At 55.1% G+C, this 15,819-nt stretch carries 11 protein-coding genes, 1 other RNA gene and 1 other annotated feature; of the genes, 3 read left to right on the top strand and 9 right to left on the bottom strand.

Annotated elements, in window-relative coordinates; all coding sequences use genetic code 11:
* Positions 1-20: 20 nt before the first annotated feature.
* The gene (locus BN1190_RS07815; RefSeq protein WP_040286393.1) at positions 21-1,439 is read right to left on the bottom strand and encodes an NAD-dependent succinate-semialdehyde dehydrogenase; all 1,419 of its coding nucleotides are present in this window, start codon (positions 1,437-1,439) and stop codon (positions 21-23) included.
* Positions 1,440-1,601: 162 nt separating this feature from the next.
* Here BN1190_RS07815 and selD point away from each other — a divergent pair, with 162 nt between their 5' ends.
* Both selD and mnmH read left to right on the top strand, forming a co-directional pair.
* The gene (gene selD, locus BN1190_RS07810) at positions 1,602-2,645 is read left to right on the top strand and encodes a selenide, water dikinase SelD (RefSeq protein ID WP_040286392.1); all 1,044 of its coding nucleotides are present in this window, start codon (positions 1,602-1,604) and stop codon (positions 2,643-2,645) included.
* Positions 2,646-2,657: 12 nt separating this feature from the next.
* Positions 2,658-3,701, top strand: a complete 1,044-nt coding sequence (gene mnmH, locus BN1190_RS07805; RefSeq protein WP_040286391.1) for a tRNA 2-selenouridine(34) synthase MnmH — start codon at positions 2,658-2,660, stop codon at positions 3,699-3,701.
* A gap of 278 nt (positions 3,702-3,979) precedes the next feature.
* Here the strand turns inward: mnmH and BN1190_RS07800 are convergent, their stop codons facing one another.
* From BN1190_RS07800 to hisS, 4 genes are all read right to left on the bottom strand, one after another.
* Positions 3,980-4,747: a tRNA threonylcarbamoyladenosine dehydratase gene (locus BN1190_RS07800; protein ID WP_040286390.1), complete on the bottom strand. Its 768-nt coding sequence runs from the start codon at positions 4,745-4,747 to the stop codon at positions 3,980-3,982.
* Positions 4,748-4,821: 74 nt separating this feature from the next.
* Positions 4,822-5,003: non-coding RNA, 6S RNA (ssrS, locus tag BN1190_RS07795), on the bottom strand.
* Positions 5,004-5,091: 88 nt separating this feature from the next.
* On the bottom strand, positions 5,092-6,858 hold the full coding sequence (aspS, locus tag BN1190_RS07790) for an aspartate--tRNA ligase (RefSeq protein WP_040286389.1): 1,767 nt from the start codon (positions 6,856-6,858) through the stop codon (positions 5,092-5,094).
* A 14-nt stretch (positions 6,859-6,872) separates the two neighbouring features.
* Positions 6,873-8,144, bottom strand: a complete 1,272-nt coding sequence (hisS, locus tag BN1190_RS07785) for a histidine--tRNA ligase (protein ID WP_040286388.1) — start codon at positions 8,142-8,144, stop codon at positions 6,873-6,875.
* A 69-nt stretch (positions 8,145-8,213) separates the two neighbouring features.
* Positions 8,214-8,451, bottom strand: a binding site (T-box leader).
* Between the two features lie 117 nt (positions 8,452-8,568).
* Between hisS and BN1190_RS07780 the strand changes: the two genes are divergently transcribed.
* Positions 8,569-10,113 carry an N-acetylmuramoyl-L-alanine amidase gene (locus tag BN1190_RS07780; protein WP_052461754.1) on the top strand — a complete coding sequence of 515 codons (1,545 nt, stop codon included), beginning with the start codon at positions 8,569-8,571 and terminating at the stop codon, positions 10,111-10,113.
* 35 nt (positions 10,114-10,148) lie between these two features.
* On the opposite strand, the gene dtd is transcribed toward BN1190_RS07780, so the two are convergent.
* From dtd to recJ, 4 genes are all read right to left on the bottom strand, one after another.
* A complete protein-coding gene (gene dtd, locus BN1190_RS07775) occupies positions 10,149-10,589 on the bottom strand; it encodes a D-aminoacyl-tRNA deacylase (protein ID WP_040286387.1) in 441 nt (146 codons plus the stop codon).
* A gap of 21 nt (positions 10,590-10,610) precedes the next feature.
* On the bottom strand, positions 10,611-12,806 hold the full coding sequence (locus tag BN1190_RS07770) for a RelA/SpoT family protein (protein WP_040286386.1): 2,196 nt from the start codon (positions 12,804-12,806) through the stop codon (positions 10,611-10,613).
* 170 nt (positions 12,807-12,976) lie between these two features.
* On the bottom strand, positions 12,977-13,489 hold the full coding sequence (locus tag BN1190_RS07765; protein WP_040286385.1) for an adenine phosphoribosyltransferase: 513 nt from the start codon (positions 13,487-13,489) through the stop codon (positions 12,977-12,979).
* A complete protein-coding gene (gene recJ / locus BN1190_RS07760; protein WP_338066429.1) occupies positions 13,480-15,768 on the bottom strand; it encodes a single-stranded-DNA-specific exonuclease RecJ in 2,289 nt (762 codons plus the stop codon). The genes BN1190_RS07765 and recJ overlap by 10 nt, the downstream gene beginning before the upstream one ends.
* Positions 15,769-15,819: the final 51 nt, after the last annotated feature.

Genomic DNA, 15,819 nt, shown 5'->3' with positions numbered 1-15,819 from the left:
GTACCTGCTTTTTGCTGTTTTCATATGCCTGCAGAAATATATTTCACTTCGACGAATTCCTCGATACCCTGGCGTCCGCCTTCGCGTCCAAGACCGCTCTGCTTGAACCCGCCGAATGGTGCCTGCGGCGTGGAAGGTGATCCGTCGTTCAGCCCAACGATCCCGTACTCGAGCTGCTCGCTCATCCGGATACCGCGGCTCATATTCTCCGTGAACAGATATGCGGCGAGCCCGAAGATCGTATCGTTCGCTCTCCGGATGGCTTCTTCTTCCGTCTTGAACGGAGCGATCGGCACAACCGGCCCGAACGTCTCTTCATGCATGCAGATCATATCATCGGTCACTCCTGTCAGGACAGTGGGCTGGTAGATGAGCCCTTCTTCCAGGTTGCCGCCAACGGCTGCTTCTGCGCCTTTGTCCAGTGCATCCTCCACATGGCGTTCGACTTTCTCGAGTCCTTTCCGGTCGACGAGCGGTCCGATCTTCGTTTTTTCTTCCAATCCGCTGCCCGTCTTCAGCTGTCTGACCTTTTCGCTGATCTTCCTCGTGAATTCATCTGCAATCGATTCCTGTACGTAGACGCGGTTCGCACAGATGCACGTCTGGCCAGCATTGCGGAATTTCGTAGCAATGACGCCGTCCACCGCTTTGTCGAGATCACAGTCATCCATCACGATGGCAGGCGCCAGCCCTCCGAGTTCCAGAGAAATCTTCTTCACAGTATCCGATGCTTTCTTCATGAGTTCCCGGCCGACTTCCGTAGAACCGGTGAACGTGATCTTCTTCACCCGTCCGTCTTCGAGCCAGGCGTCCGAGATTGCGCCTGAGTCCCCTGTCACAACGTTGACGACGCCTTCCGGGATACCGGCTTCGAGTGCAAGCCGGCCGAGTTTCACGGCAGTGAGGGGGGTCAGACGGGACGGTTTGATGACGACCGTGCAGCCGACAGCGAGTGCAGGCGCGACTTTCCGGGTGATCATCGCCGCCGGGAAATTCCACGGCGTGATGGCTGCGACGACGCCGACCGGCTGTTTCGTGACAAACAGCCGCTTCCCTGGTTTTGAAGCGGGGATCGTCTCACCGTATACGCGTTTCGCTTCTTCCGCATACCAGGCGTTGAAGCCGTTTGCATACTCCATCTCACCGCGCGCTTCCGTGATCGGCTTGCCCTGTTCCTCGGTCATCGTGCGGGCGAGGTCTTCCTTGTCCCGCTCGATCAGATCATGCCATTTCATGATGAGCCCGCTCCGCTCGTAGGCTGTGAGTGCAGCCCATGCGGGGAACGCACCATGTGCGGCATCCACTGCCCGTTTCGCTTCATCCGCCCCGCCGTTCGGCACAGTGGCAATCGTTTCCTGTGTATATGGGTTGACGATGCCGATCGTACCCAGCTGTTCGCCGTAATCCTGCTTCCCAATAATCATTTCATATTTTTCCATAACTGTTCCTCCTAGTGAACGATTTGGTTTTGCTTAAAATGTGTGGATTTTGTCATGCCGAAGGGTCAGACAGGAGCCGCTCCCCTTTTTATGATAAAATGAAGGACAGCAGGCTGTTCCAGCTGTCTGTTCAAATATTCGACATTGAGAGGCGACGTATAAATGGAAACTCCAGTTAAATTGACGACTCTGACAAAAAAAGGCGGCTGCGGCTGCAAAATCGGTCCCGCAGACCTGGCTGATGTTCTCCGGAATCTGCCGCAGGCGGAACCGGATCCGAACCTGCTCGTCGGTCTCGACACGAGCGATGATGCCGGTGTGTATAAAGTATCCGATGACCTCGCGATTGTCCAGACGCTCGACTTCTTCACACCGATCGTCGATGATCCGTACGACTTCGGTCAGATCGCAGCGGCCAATGCGATCAGTGACGTTTACGCGATGGGCGGCACGCCGATCACGGCCCTTAATATAGTAGCATTCCCTATCGCGGCACTCGACAAAACCATTTTGACGGAAATCCTCCGCGGAGCGGGCGACAAGCTGAAGGAAGCGGGTGTCACACTCGTGGGCGGCCACTCGATCGATGACCAGGAACCGAAGTTCGGACTGGCCGTGACAGGAACGGTGCATCCTGATCATGTACGCGCGAACGCAGGCGCAAAACCGGGGGATGTCCTCCTGCTGACAAAACCGATCGGCGTGGGGATCTACACGACTTCCCTGAAACACGGCAAGCTGTCCGGCGGAGAGGTCCGTGACGTGACCTCCGTCATGACGACACTGAACAAGACGGCCGCTGAAACGATGAAGCCATTCAGCGTCCACGCAGTCACGGACGTCACCGGTTTCGGACTGCTCGGACATACATCCGAAATGGCGAAAGGCAGCAACGCCGGCATCATCATCCATGCTGACGAGGTGCCGGTCCTCCCGCGTGCGAAGGAACTGGCGCAGGACGGCCATGTGCCGGGCGGAACGAAGAACAACTTTGCCCATCTGGAAGGTGCGGTCTCGTTCGATCCGCGGCTCGATCAGATCGATCAATGGGTATTGTGTGACGCGGTAACGTCGGGCGGTCTACTGATTGCAGTATCGGCGGATGATGCCGATCAACTGCTGTCCTCCCTCCAGGAAAACGGAGTGGCAGCGAAACGGATCGGTGAAGTGACGTCTGAACATCCAGGACATATTACAGTCCGATAAGAAGGTGCAGCTATGTTTCGTGATATTAGTTTAAAAGATCTGATGGAACTCCATGCAAGTGGTGCGCACACGCTCATCGATGTCAGATCGCCGAAGGAGTATGCCGAATCGAGCATTCCCGGCAGTCTGAACATCCCCGTCTTCAATGACGAAGAGCGGGCGGAAGTCGGAACGATCTATAAACAGGTCGGACAGGCGGAAGCGAAAAAGAGGGGCCTTGAAATCTTCTCGGCCAAACTTCCGCAGTTCATCGCCGATTTCCAGGCGATCGGGACACCGATGACCGTATTCTGCTGGCGCGGCGGGATGCGCAGCAAAACCGCGGCCACCGTGCTGGACCTGATGGGCGTGCATGCGAACCGGCTGATCGGCGGCATCCGTACGTACCGTCAGTGGGTCGTCGAGCAGCTGGATTTGATGGACTATCGGCCGGAATTGCTTGTGCTGAACGGCTATACGGGATCCGGCAAGACGGTCATCCTGCATAAGCTTGCAGATGCAGGCGAGGCGGTCGTGGACCTGGAAGGGCTCGCCGGACACCGCGGCTCGATCTTCGGCCAGATCGGCCTGCAGGCGAAGAACCAGAAGAATTTCGAGTCGCTCCTGCTCCATGAGCTGAAACGGACTGCAGAAGAACCGCTTGTCTTCATCGAAGGCGAAAGCAAGCGGATCGGCAAAGTGACGATGCCCACTTTCCTGTTCGAGAAGAAGGAACTGAGCCGTCAGCTGATCATCCGGCTGCCGATCGAGGAACGGGTGCGTCTCACGCTCGCCGATTATAAGCCATGGGAGCAGCCGGACGAGTTCCTGATCGCGTTCGAGCAGATCAAGCGGCGCATCCATGTGCCGGTTGCAAAGGAGATCGGGACGGCCCTCCATTGCGGAGACTATGAGACCGCCACTCTGCTGTTGCTCGAGCATTATTACGACCCGCGCTATCGGCATTCGACCGGAAAGGTGGATGATGATCTGAAGACGATCATCGAAGCGGATACCGTGGAGGATGCATTCGAGCAGGTATTGGTCTGGAAAAAGGAATATATGAAGCGCATATGAAAAGCATGGCCGGAGGAATGACTCCGGCCATGCTTTTTTGTACTGGACCATACAGTCGGGCGGCAGCGAGCAGCTGGCCGGCTGTATGTCTTGCTGGATTTTCAGTTGTTATACGGGTTTATGAGCGGGATTGAAGATTTATGATCACTTTTCATGATTTATGAGCGAAAGTACGCATTTATGATCACTTTCCCGGGTTTATGATCACTTTCGGCGATTTATGATCACTTCGCCAGGTTCATGAACAGATCAGATGCCTTGCCGCCGCAGATTCCCGCTTACTTGCTGTCGTTCACCCGCTGAAGCGGTATGTCGGCGGTGATGTCGTTCAGCACCCAGCTGGCGGCGACCAGACCGGCGACGGATGGACAGTAGGCATTCGATGCGGGCGGCATTTTGGCTTTGCGGATCGCGGCGTCCGGCTTGCCGACTGTTCCGACGACATCTTCGCGCACGATGATCGGACTTTCATCGGAAAACACGACCGGCACACCTTTTGTGATACCCGCTTTCCGCAGTCGGGTGCGGATGACCTTTGCGATCGGATCGGTGTGCGTCTTTGAAATATCGGCGATCTGGAAACGCGTCGGATCGATCTTGTTTGCGGCCCCCATGCTTGAAATGATCTTGACGCCGCGCTCGAGGCACTGCTCGATCAGATGGATCTTGTAGCTGATCGTGTCAGAGGCATCGATCACGTAGTCCGGCTTCTCTGCGAAAAAGCGGTCTGCCGTCTCTTCTGTGTAGAACATATGGAGCGGTACGACTTCACAGTCCGCATTGATGTCTTTGATGCGCTCCTGCATGACTTCCACTTTCAGCTTGCCCACTGTTGACAGGTAGGCGACGAGCTGCCGGTTGATGTTGGTGATATCGACGTCATCCTTGTCCACAAGGATGATCTTACCGATGCCGCTCCGGGCGCATGCTTCTGCGGCGAACGAGCCGACACCTCCGACGCCGAGAATGGCGACTGTCGTATCCGCCATCCGGCCGATCCCTTCTTTGCCGATGGATAGTTCGTTTCGTGAAAACTGGTTTAACATGAGCCAACAACCTTTCTCTTTCAAAATAAAAACCTCTCAGCAGGATTGCTAAGAGGTGGACTGTCTGAAGTGGAACAAATCCCGAATGTGCCGTCTTTGTAATATCGTTTTGAACCCGCACGGTGCAGGTGGGTGCCCGGTCTTCTCACTTCTGAGGTCCCATGACAGGCATGTCATCATGAGAAGAACCTGGGCTCCCGACGATTAAAGTGTTCGGTCAAAACTGTCTGGCAAATAACGAACACCTCAGGATTTGTTAATACATGTATCATAGCATATGCTTGTAAGCGTTTCAATCATTTGCACACGAAATTCTTGATTGAAATCAGAAAAGTGCTAATTTCCTATTTTCGTTCTGGGGCTAATTGAATATGCAATTCCGTGAGCTGCGCCGGGTCCACTGTATCCGGAGCTTCTGTCAACAGGTCCGTTGCGCTCGCTGTTTTCGGGAACGCAATCGTATCACGCAAGTTCGTTGAACCGGTCAGCAGCATGACGAGACGGTCAAGACCGAAGGCGATGCCGCCGTGCGGAGGTGTGCCGTATTCGAACGCGTCCAGCAGGAATCCGAACTGCTCGCGCGCTTCCTCCTGGGTAAATCCGAGTGCTTTGAACATCTTCTCCTGCACGTCACGTTCGTAGATGCGCAGTGATCCGCCGCCAAGTTCATAGCCATTGAGCACCAAGTCATAGGCGAGCGCCTTCACTGTCTCTGGACTCTCCTCGAGTTCTTTGACGTCAGCAGGCATTGTGAACGGATGATGTGCTGCGTAGAACCGGCCGTCTTCCTCGTCGTACTCGAACAGCGGCCAGTCGGTGACCCACAGGAAGTTGTAGAGCGACTCGTCGATCAGACCGCGTTCTTTCCCGAATTTCATGCGCAGCGCGCCGAGCGTATCAGCAACGACCGATTTTTTATCGGCGGCAAACAACAGCAGGTCGCCAGGCTCCGCAGCAGCTGCAGTCTGCACCGCTTCCGCTGTGTCCCCTTCGAAGAACTTCGCAATCGGTCCTTTGAGTCCGTCTGCTTCCACCTTCAGCCATGCCAGGCCTTTCGCTCCGTAGACGGCAGCAAATTCACCGAAGCCATCGATATCTTTCCGGGAGTAATCGGCAGCCGCCCCTTTGACGTTGATCAGCTTCACTTGGCCGCCGGACTCAAGTGCACCGGTGAACACTTTGAATGCTGTATCTTTCACGATTTCCGATACATCGGTCAGCTCCATGCCGAAACGTGTGTCCGGTTTGTCAGATCCGTAGCGAGCCATTGCATCCGCATACGTCATCCGTTTGAATGGTGCGTCGATTGCAATCCCTTTGACGTCCTTCATCACTTTTTGCATCATACGCTCATTCAGTTCGATGATCTCTTCGATCGACATGAAACTCATTTCCATATCGACTTGTGTGAATTCCGGCTGGCGGTCCGCACGCAGATCCTCGTCCCGGAAGCAGCGGGCAATCTGGAAATACCGGTCGAAGCCGGATACCATGAGCATCTGCTTGAATAGCTGCGGCGACTGCGGCAATGCGTAGAATTCGCCTTCATGGACACGGCTCGGCACTAGGTAGTCACGAGCGCCTTCCGGGGTCGACTTCGTCAGGATCGGCGTCTCAACTTCGAGGAACCCTTCATTGTCGAGGAAATTACGGATTGTCTTCGTAATGTCGGACCGCATCTTGAATGTACGGGCTAGCTGGGGACGGCGCAAGTCGAGATAGCGGTATTTCAAGCGGAGTTCTTCGCTGACGTCCGTATCGTCCTCAATCAGGAATGGCGGATTTTTCGCTTCGTTGATGATTTCAATCTGTTCCGCGTGTACTTCGATGCCGCCTGTTTTCAGGTTCTTGTTTTTTGTCCGCTCGTCGCGTTCGACGACATTTCCAGTCACCGAAATGACGAATTCACTGCGCAGCCGCTCAGCCGTCTCAAGTGCCTGGCCGGAAATCGCCGGATTGAAGACCGCCTGGACAATTCCTGTCCGGTCCCGCAAATCGACGAAGATCAGGCCGCCGAGGTCACGCCGCTTCTGCACCCAGCCTTTCAGTGTCACCTGCTCCCCGATATTCTGTTCGTTCAATTCCCCACAATACTGTGTCCGTTGCATCATTACCACTGCCTCTCTTAGTTCCCTGCTGCCAGGATGTTTTTCACTAGTTCATCGGCGGAAACCGATTGCTGCGTGCCTTCCGCCATGTTTTTCAGCTGTACGATATTCCGTTCGACTTCCTCTTCACCGATCACCGCCACCCATTTCGCCCGGAGACGGTCCGCTGACTTCATCTGCGCTTTCATCTTGCGGTCCATATAATCCATATCCGCCCGGATGCCCGCTGCCCGAAGTGTCTGCAGCACCTCAAATGCCCGGTCTTTCGCCGCTTCGCCGAGCGAGACGACGTAGATATCGAGCGCATCGTCGTTTTCAAGCTCAGCGGATTCCGCTTCCAGCGCAAGCAGGAGACGTTCGATGCTCATGCCAAATCCGATACCGGGTGCGGAAGGTCCGCCGATCTCTTCCGCCAGCCCATTGTAGCGGCCGCCGCCGCATAATGTCGTGATGGCGCCAAACCCTTCGGCGGCACTCATGATTTCGAAAGCTGTATGATTATAGTAATCAAGTCCGCGGACGAGGTTCGGATCCAGCTCGAAACTGATTCCTGCCGCCGTCAGCAGCTGCTGCAGCTTGTCGAAATATGCACGGGATTCATCGTTCAGATAATCCGTCAGCGACGGCGCAGTCTTCATGAGCGGATGCTCGCGGTCCACTTTGCAGTCGAGGATGCGGAGCGGATTTTTTTCCAGACGGCTCTGGCAGTCCGCACAGAATTCACTGATCGATGGTTTGAAGTGTTCGACGAGTGCATCCCGGTGCGCTGCGCGGGATGCCTGATCACCGAGCGAGTTCAGCACAAGCTTGATGTCCTTCAGGCCTGCCCGTTTGTATACATCGAGTGCAAGCGCGATGACTTCCGCATCGATTGCAGGGTCGGCACTGCCGATCGCTTCCGTGCCGAATTGGACGAATTGGCGGTAGCGCCCCGCCTGCTGGCGTTCGTACCGGAACATCGGCTCGATGTAGTATAGTTTGACCGGCTGGTCGGGCCAGCCGAACATTTTGTTTTCAACGAACGAACGGACGACTGGTGCTGTCCCTTCCGGCCGCAGTGTCATGGAGCGGTCGCCCCGGTCTTTGAATGTATACATTTCTTTCGTCACGATGTCCGTCGTATCGCCGACCGTCCGCTGGAACAGTTCGGTCTGTTCGAACATCGGTGTGCGGATTTCCTCATAACGGTACAGGTCGCATACTTCATGGATCATCCGTTCGAGCTTCTGCCATTTCCACGATTCGGACGGCAGGATGTCTTGTGTTCCTCTTGGCACTTTGAACTTCATCGGTAAACCCCTCTCCTGATCATGCGGGTCATTTCGCGGAATGCAAAAAAGCCCCCATCCCCTGCGTCTGCAAGGGACGAGAGCTTATATGTAAGCTTCCGCGGTTCCACCCAAATTGATGTCATCTGACACCCACTCGTATCCGGATAACGGCCGGTTCCGTCCCTGCCTACTAAGCGGTGTCCGCGTTTCAGCCTGGCGTCTCGCTGGTGTTTTTCTCCAAGGTTGCCTGAGGGGGATTTCAGCCTGGGTCCGCCCTTCTCTGTTCAGCCAGTTGCTTGAATACTTTCCAAGTCATCGACAATGTTCACTGCATGCAGTTATCAATAATAGTACCATCTGTCGCCAAGGTGTCAACCTTTTTCATTTGGTATGGTTTTTTCCCGTCCGTTCTTTTACAATATGGACAAAGGAGTGTGGAAACATGCCGAAACTTGCAAAAACAGCACTCGCTGCGGGGTTCTTCCTGCTGGCTGTGCTGCTGGGCGGCGGCTTCATCACAGCTGTTGCTGACGGTGCTGCAGAGACTGTCACAGTCGATTCCCCGACACTGAACATCCGGTCGGGTCCGGGGCTCACCTACTCGGTGACAGGCCGGCTGTCGGACGGGCAAACCGTTGATGTCATCGGGCATTCCGGCGACTGGCTCAAAATATCCGGAGATGGCGAAACCGGCTGGATTGCAGCATGGCTTACAAAGAAAGGGAATGCCTCCGAAACTGCAGGCAAAACGGTCGTATCCCGTGTCGATTCCCTGAACATCCGCTCCGGTCCTTCGACCAATTCCGCGGTCATCGGCAAACTCCGTTCCGGAGAACCTGCCGATCTGCTCGGCTACGACGGGGAGTGGGCTTCCATTTCAGCTGATGGTACAGACGGCTGGGTGCATACGACATACATAACGGAAGTGCCTTCATCCTTAGGTGTCACCGAGGAAAACGCCGACAATGCAAAAGCAGTCAAGGCGGATACGTTCACCGTGGCGGTCGATAAGCTGAATGTAAGGAAAAAAGCGACACAATCTTCGAAACGTGTCGGCACCATACAGAAAGACGAATCGTTTCCAGTTGAACGCATTGAGGGGAACTGGGTGAAAATCGCGCTGTCCGGCAAAACGTCTGGCTGGGTCTACGCATTTCACGGAGACCTGTCAGGACATCCCGAACAGCAGTCACTCGGCGGGAGCGCAGCCGTATCGGTCGTCACGAACGGGACGAACATCCGTCAGTCCCCTTCGACCGCGTCTGACGTGGTCCTGAGAGCAGATGCCGGAGACGTGTTCCGCGTGAAAGGCGAAGTAGACGGCTGGTATGAGATCATCCTGGAAAACGGCGGGACGGCATTCGTGGCTGACTGGGTCGTCAACCGGACTGGTGAATCATCAGATGCCTCTTTCGCACCCACGAAGAAGGCACGGGAAAAAGGGACACTGAAAGGGCTTACGATTGCAATCGATCCGGGACACGGCGGCAATGACCGCGGCACGACCGGCACGCGCGGAACGGACGAAAAGGACCTGACACTTCTGACTGCAGAGCTTTTGGCAGGCAAATTGAAGGACGCCGGCGCGACAGTCGTCATGACGAGGGATTCCGATACATACGTTTCGCTGAGAAAACGGACGGACATCGGCCATCAGGAGAATGCGGACGCATTTGTCAGTCTCCACTATGATGCCAATCCGGACCGGTCGATTTCCGGATTCACAACGTACTATACACAGCCTGCGCAAAAGGCATTCGCCGATGCGCTGAATGAAGGGCTCGCCGGTACGGTCGACCTCGGGAACCGCGGCACGCAATCCGCCAACTTCCTCGTCCTGCGGGAAAACCGGCTGCCGGCAGTCCTGATCGAACTCGGATTCCTGTCCAATTCGTCGGAAGAGCGTATGCTGACGAGCGGCTATTTCAGGGAGCAGGCATCGCAGGGAATCTATAAAGGGCTTCTCGATTATTTCGATGCCCAATAAAAAATCCGCAGGAGCCGGTTGCTCCTGCGGATTTTTCACTTGGATTCGATGATCAGGGTCACCGGTCCGTCATTGACGAGCGACACATCCATCATCGCCCCGAACCGGCCGGTTTCAACCCGAAGCCCGAGTGCACGGAGCTGCTCATTGAAATGATCGTAGAGCGGCTCTGCATGCTCCGGACGGGCCGCTTCGATGAAACTCGGACGTCTGCCTTTCCGGCTGTCCCCGTACAGGGTGAACTGGGAAATCGACAGGATCTGTCCCCCAGTTTCATCGATCGACCGGTTCATCTTGCCGTCTCCGTCTTCGAACAGGCGGAGTCCGGCGATTTTCTTTGCTGCATAGTCGGCGTCTTGTTCCGTATCCTCGTGGGTCAGGCCGACGAGCAGGACATAGCCATGCCCGATCGCACCGATGACTTCATCATCCACGGTGACAGATGCCTGTTTGGACCGCTGCAGGACGACTTTCATAGAAAACTGATCCCTCTTTCGTCAATTGATCACCCGCTGAACGGAGTAGATGTCCCGTACTTGCTTGATTTTATCGACAATCCGCTGCAAATGCTGCAGGTCGGTGATTTTGATGGACATGCTGATATGTGCGATCTTGACGCGGTCCGCCTTGCCGGAGACGGCGATGATCGGTGTTTTCGTATCCACGACGGCCATCATCACTTCGTTCAGCAGTCCCTGCCGGTCGTACCCTGTGATTTCGATATCGACCTGGAACTCCTTCTTCTGGCTGTCCATCGGGGCAACCGCCCAAGCAACATCGATCAGACGGTCGTCACGGCTGTCCGTATGGATATTCGGACAGTCCACCCGGTGGACGGAAACCCCCCGCCCTTTTGTGATGAACCCGACGATTTCATCGCCCGGCACAGGGTTGCAGCATTTCGACAGACGGATCAGCAGATTATCCAGATCCTTCACGATCACGCCGGATTCCGTCATGATGGGAGCCGGCGGATTCTTCAGATCGGCGACAATCTTATCGATCGCTTCCTTCTTCTCACGCTCTTTACGGATCTTGTCGGTCATCCGGTTGACGACCTGCTGGGCCGTGATGCCCCCCGAACCGATCGCCGCGTACATGTCCTCTTCCGACGTGAAGCTGAATTTGTCGATGACCCGCCGGATGCTTTCCGGCGTCACGACATCCTTCATCGTATATTCCTGCAGCTTCACTTCTTTTTCAAGCAGTTCCCTGCCTTTGAAGACGTTATCCTCGCGCAGCTGCTTTTTGAAATACTGGCGGATTTTGTTCCGTGCCTGCGACGTGTTCGCAATCTTCAGCCAGTCCCGGCTCGGTCCGAATGACTGCTTGGATGTGAGCACCTCCACGATGTCGCCGGTGTACAATTCGGTTTCGAGCGGCACCATTTTGCCGTTCACTTTGGCGCCGATCGTCCGGTTGCCGACTTCGGAATGGACCCGGTAGGCAAAGTCTATCGGGACAGAGCCTTTCGGGAGTTCAATGACATCCCCGTCCGGCGTGAATACATAGACCATGTCAGAAAACAGGTCGAATTTCAGCGATTCCATGAATTCCTCGGCATTCGAGGATTCGTTCTGCATTTCGAGGATTTCCCGGAACCACGTCAATTTCGAGTCGATCGTATCAGGGTGGTCCGCTGTAGTCCCCTCTTTGTAGGCCCAGTGTGCAGCGACACCGAATTCGGCGATCTTATGCATCTCTTCCGTGCGGATCTGGACTTCCAGCGGATCGCCGGCAGGACCGACGACCGTCGTATGCAGCGACTGGTACAGGTTCTGCTTCGGCATCGCGATATAATCCTTGAAGCGGCCGGGCATCGGTTTCCACAGCGTATGGATGATTCCGAGCACAGCGTAGCAGTCTTTGATGCTGCTGACGACAATCCGGACCGCGAGCAGGTCATAGATCTCATTGAACTCTTTCTTCTGCAGGATCATTTTCCGGTAGATGGAATAGAGGTGCTTCGGACGCCCGGACAGCTCCGCGTGAATATCCATCTTGCTGATTTCCGCGTCAATCTGCTCCATGACATTCGACAGGTAGTTTTCCCGTTCGACACGTTTTTGCTTCATGAGGTTCACTATGCGGTAATATTGCTGAGGATTTAAGTAGCGGAGGGCAATATCTTCCAGCTCCCACTTGATTGCAGAAATACCGAGCCGGTGTGCGAGCGGCGCAAAGATTTCCAGTGTTTCCGCAGAAATACGCCGCTGTTTCTCTTCACGGACATACTTAAGGGTCCTCATATTGTGCAGGCGGTCTGCGAGTTTGATCAGGATGACGCGAATATCCTGCGCCATGGCGATGAACATCTTCCGGTGGTTCTCTGCCTGTTTTTCTTCATTGGATTTGAACTTAAGTTTCTCAAGCTTCGTGACACCGTCGACAAGCATGGCGACTTCCTCGCCGAAATCACGGACGATGTCTTCCCGGCCGATTTCCGTGTCTTCTACGACATCATGCAGGAAGCCGGCCGCGACAGTCGACGGATCCATCTGCAGTTCTGCAAGTATGCCGGCGACCTGGACCGGATGGAGAATGTAAGGTTCTCCGGAACTTCTATATTGCCCTTCATGTGCGCGCTTTGCCGCTTCATAGGCTTTTTTGACGAACGCGACATGCTCACCGTTCATATATTTGCTGACGAGCGCGAAAATATCGTGTTCTGTCAGGTCTTGTGCGACAGCCATTCTCCCACCCCTTTCGGCCATTATCGAAAAAAGAATCATATCTCTATTGTATGGTGAAAACAGAAGTTTTGTAAAGAAATGAATTTGTCCAAAAAATATGTATGTGACAGAAACTTGACGACTTGCGGCCTAGCAAAAATCCCCCCGCTGCGGGCAGCGGAGGAATCCGGTCAGTATGTCATCAGTGCACGAATGTTATAGTTATCCAGCTTTCTGCGGCCATCCAAATAGGAAAGCTCAATCAGGAACGCGCAGCCTGCGACAACACCGCCCAGTTTTTCAACAAGTTCAACTGTGGCGCCTACAGTTCCGCCGGTTGCCAGCAGATCGTCGACGATCAGCACCCGCTGTCCGGGCTTGATGGCATCTTTATGAATTGTCAGCTGATCGACACCGTACTCGAGATCATAGTCAACAGCAATCGTTTCGCGCGGCAGTTTGCCCGGCTTCCGGACAGGGGCAAACCCGATTTCGAGCGCATACGCGACCGGGCAGCCGATGATGAATCCGCGTGCTTCCGGGCCGACGATGAGCTCGGCGCCGACTTCTTTGGCATATTCGACAATCTGATCCGTCGCATATTTATAGGCTTCGCCGTTATCCATGATGGTCGTAATGTCTTTGAAGCTGATTCCTTCTTTCGGATAGTCCGGCACTACTGTTACATACTGTTTCAAGTCCATACTGTTTCCTCCTCGACGGCCTGCACTTGCTGCACCTGTTGGAACCATTGTTTCAGTTCATGGTAAGGGGCGTAAAGAAGCCGTTCTTCCATTTCGATCTGCTGCTGCCGTTCCTTGTAGGCTGGCGCTTCTGCAAGGTCACGTTTGCCTGCTGCCGGTTCGGCGATGACAGCACCATTCTCTATCTTAACAAATCCAAGTTCAAAAAACACTTTCGACATGAAATAAATCGTGTCGATTTTCCAACCTTTGTGCTTCGCGAGCTGCCCACCCTGGTTGCGGATATCAAAAGTCCCCCGTTTTTTCAGGAACGTGAAATACCAGCCGAACTCCTGCCGGCTCGGAATCCCGTCGAAATACCGTGATTCCGGTGCATAGAAATGCGCGTAGATCCTGCCCGGACTGAACAGGGTCATCAGCTGTTCGAGCTGCCGCTGCTGGTCCGGTATGTCGAGCAGGACCAGACTTTCGACAGCCGCGTCTCCCGTGCAGTCTTCCGCCATACGAATATCGGCATCGGGGAGGAACGGCGCGAAATATGTTTTCGTATTCGGCTGGAACGCGACATACAGAACTTTCTCTTTCGGGATTGTACCGACCCAGCGCTGCGGATCCCGGATACCCCGCAAATCGAATACCTGCCGCTCCTCGGAACGTATGTCTTCAATGAGAATCTGCGGTTTTTTGAAGTTATTCCATTCATTGACCTGCAGGTCGCCGATAACATTGAGCGACATGCCGTGGGTCATTTCATCCGCAAGCGGGCCCTGGCTGAAACCGATGGCGTCGAGCTTGTGCCCGCCGTCCTCCAGTTCGAGTTTCAGATGGTTTTTCGCTGCGCCGATCTTCCGTATGGAAGCGACCGATGTGTTCTCGATCATATAGACCGGTTTCGGGAACGACATGCCGAACGGACGCAGCTGTTCCAGTGATTCGAGGACACCGACTTCGATCTCGCCGATCGTCAGCGGCACATCGATCGAGACCGTAGCGGTCAGCTGCTCGTCTGTCAGCATGTCCGCTGCCTGCCGGTTCAGCTGGTTGCGGAGCGTATCGACATCCTCCAGTTTCAGTGTCATGCCCGCCGCCATTTGATGGCCGCCGAAATGAGGAAGGATGTCCCGGTTCTTTGCAAGTCCCTGGTACATGTCAAAACCTTCGACACTGCGGGCGGATCCTTTTGCTGTCCCCGCTTCGGGATCGATCGACAGGATGATCGACGGCCGGTGGAACTTCTCTGTGATCCGGGAAGAGACGATCCCGATGACCCCTGGATTCCACCCTTCTTTGGCCAGGACGAATACATGGGGGATATCGTTTCCATACTCGGCTTCGACCATGGCGAGCGCTTCCTGTGTGATGCCGTTGACGAGCGCCTGCCGTTCTTTGTTCAGCCGATCGAGTTCCGCGGCGATCCCCGCAGCGACAGTTGGCTCGTCCGCTTTCAGCAGATCGACCGCTGCATCCGCATCACCGAGCCGGCCTGGAGCGTTCAGCCGGGGGCCGACCATGAAGCCGAGCGTTTCTTCGGTGAACTGCCTTAGTTCCGTGCCGCCTGCTTTGGCAAGTGCCTGGATGCCCGGGCGGCTGGACATGCGGAGTCGCCGGATGCCTTCTTTGACGAAGTACCGGTTTTCATCCAGCAGCGGCACAAGATCAGCGACAGTGCCGATGGCTGCGAATTCCAGCAAGTCGAGCGGCGCTTCACCGAGCAGCGCGGTGGCCAGTTTGAAGGCGACACCGACCCCTGCGAGTTCGCCGAACGGATAGTGGCCGTCCGGATGCCGCGGATGGATGACCGCGTCCGCTTCCGGCAGCGTCTCGCCGATTTCGTGGTGGTCCGTGATGATCAGATCGAGCCCGATCGACTTGGCGTAGGCCGCCTGCTCGATACCGGATACTCCATTATCGACAGTGATGATGAGCGATGCACCAAGGTCGGCGATTTCCTGGAACAATCCGCTGTTCGGCCCGTAGCCATGGGAGAACCGGTTCGGGATGACGAATGAAACATCCGCACCGAGCCGCTCGAGCGCCGTCGTCAGGACGGATACACTTGTAACGCCGTCCGCATCGTAGTCGCCATAGACGACGATGTGCTCACCGTCAGCAATCGCCTGTTTAATGCGCGCAACCGCCTTATCCATGTCATGCAGCAGGAACGGATCGTGCAGCACACCGGCATCTGCCGACAGGAATTCTTTCACTTCAGCGGGATTCGTGAATCCCCGTGACACCAGGATTTTCGCATGCATGGACGGAATCTTCAGCTCGTCCATCAACGTTTCCACCGCAGTTCCATCAGGTCTATGTATTTTCCATTGTTTGTT

Origin of the sequence: Sporosarcina koreensis (assembly GCF_000826145.2) — a bacterium.
Classification (GTDB): Bacteria; Bacillota; Bacilli; order Bacillales_A; family Planococcaceae; genus Sporosarcina; species Sporosarcina trichiuri.
Note: the sequence above shows the minus strand (reverse complement) of the source record. Positions and strands in the feature narration are given on the sequence as shown.

Bases quoted from the DNA above. Each gene is read 5' to 3' on its own strand.
- BN1190_RS07815 (WP_040286393.1), bottom strand. From the start codon at position 1,439: ATGGAAAAATATGAAATGATTATTGGGAAGCAGGATTACGGCGAACAG.
- selD (WP_040286392.1), top strand. From the start codon at position 1,602: ATGGAAACTCCAGTTAAATTGACGACTCTGACAAAAAAAGGCGGCTGC.
- mnmH (WP_040286391.1), top strand. From the start codon at position 2,658: ATGTTTCGTGATATTAGTTTAAAAGATCTGATGGAACTCCATGCAAGT.
- BN1190_RS07800 (WP_040286390.1), bottom strand. From the start codon at position 4,747: ATGTTAAACCAGTTTTCACGAAACGAACTATCCATCGGCAAAGAAGGG.
- aspS (WP_040286389.1), bottom strand. From the start codon at position 6,858: ATGATGCAACGGACACAGTATTGTGGGGAATTGAACGAACAGAATATC.
- hisS (WP_040286388.1), bottom strand. From the start codon at position 8,144: ATGAAGTTCAAAGTGCCAAGAGGAACACAAGACATCCTGCCGTCCGAA.
- BN1190_RS07780 (WP_052461754.1), top strand. From the start codon at position 8,569: ATGCCGAAACTTGCAAAAACAGCACTCGCTGCGGGGTTCTTCCTGCTG.
- dtd (WP_040286387.1), bottom strand. From the start codon at position 10,589: ATGAAAGTCGTCCTGCAGCGGTCCAAACAGGCATCTGTCACCGTGGAT.
- BN1190_RS07770 (WP_040286386.1), bottom strand. From the start codon at position 12,806: ATGGCTGTCGCACAAGACCTGACAGAACACGATATTTTCGCGCTCGTC.
- BN1190_RS07765 (WP_040286385.1), bottom strand. From the start codon at position 13,489: ATGGACTTGAAACAGTATGTAACAGTAGTGCCGGACTATCCGAAAGAA.
- recJ (WP_338066429.1), bottom strand. From the start codon at position 15,768: ATGGACGAGCTGAAGATTCCGTCCATGCATGCGAAAATCCTGGTGTCA.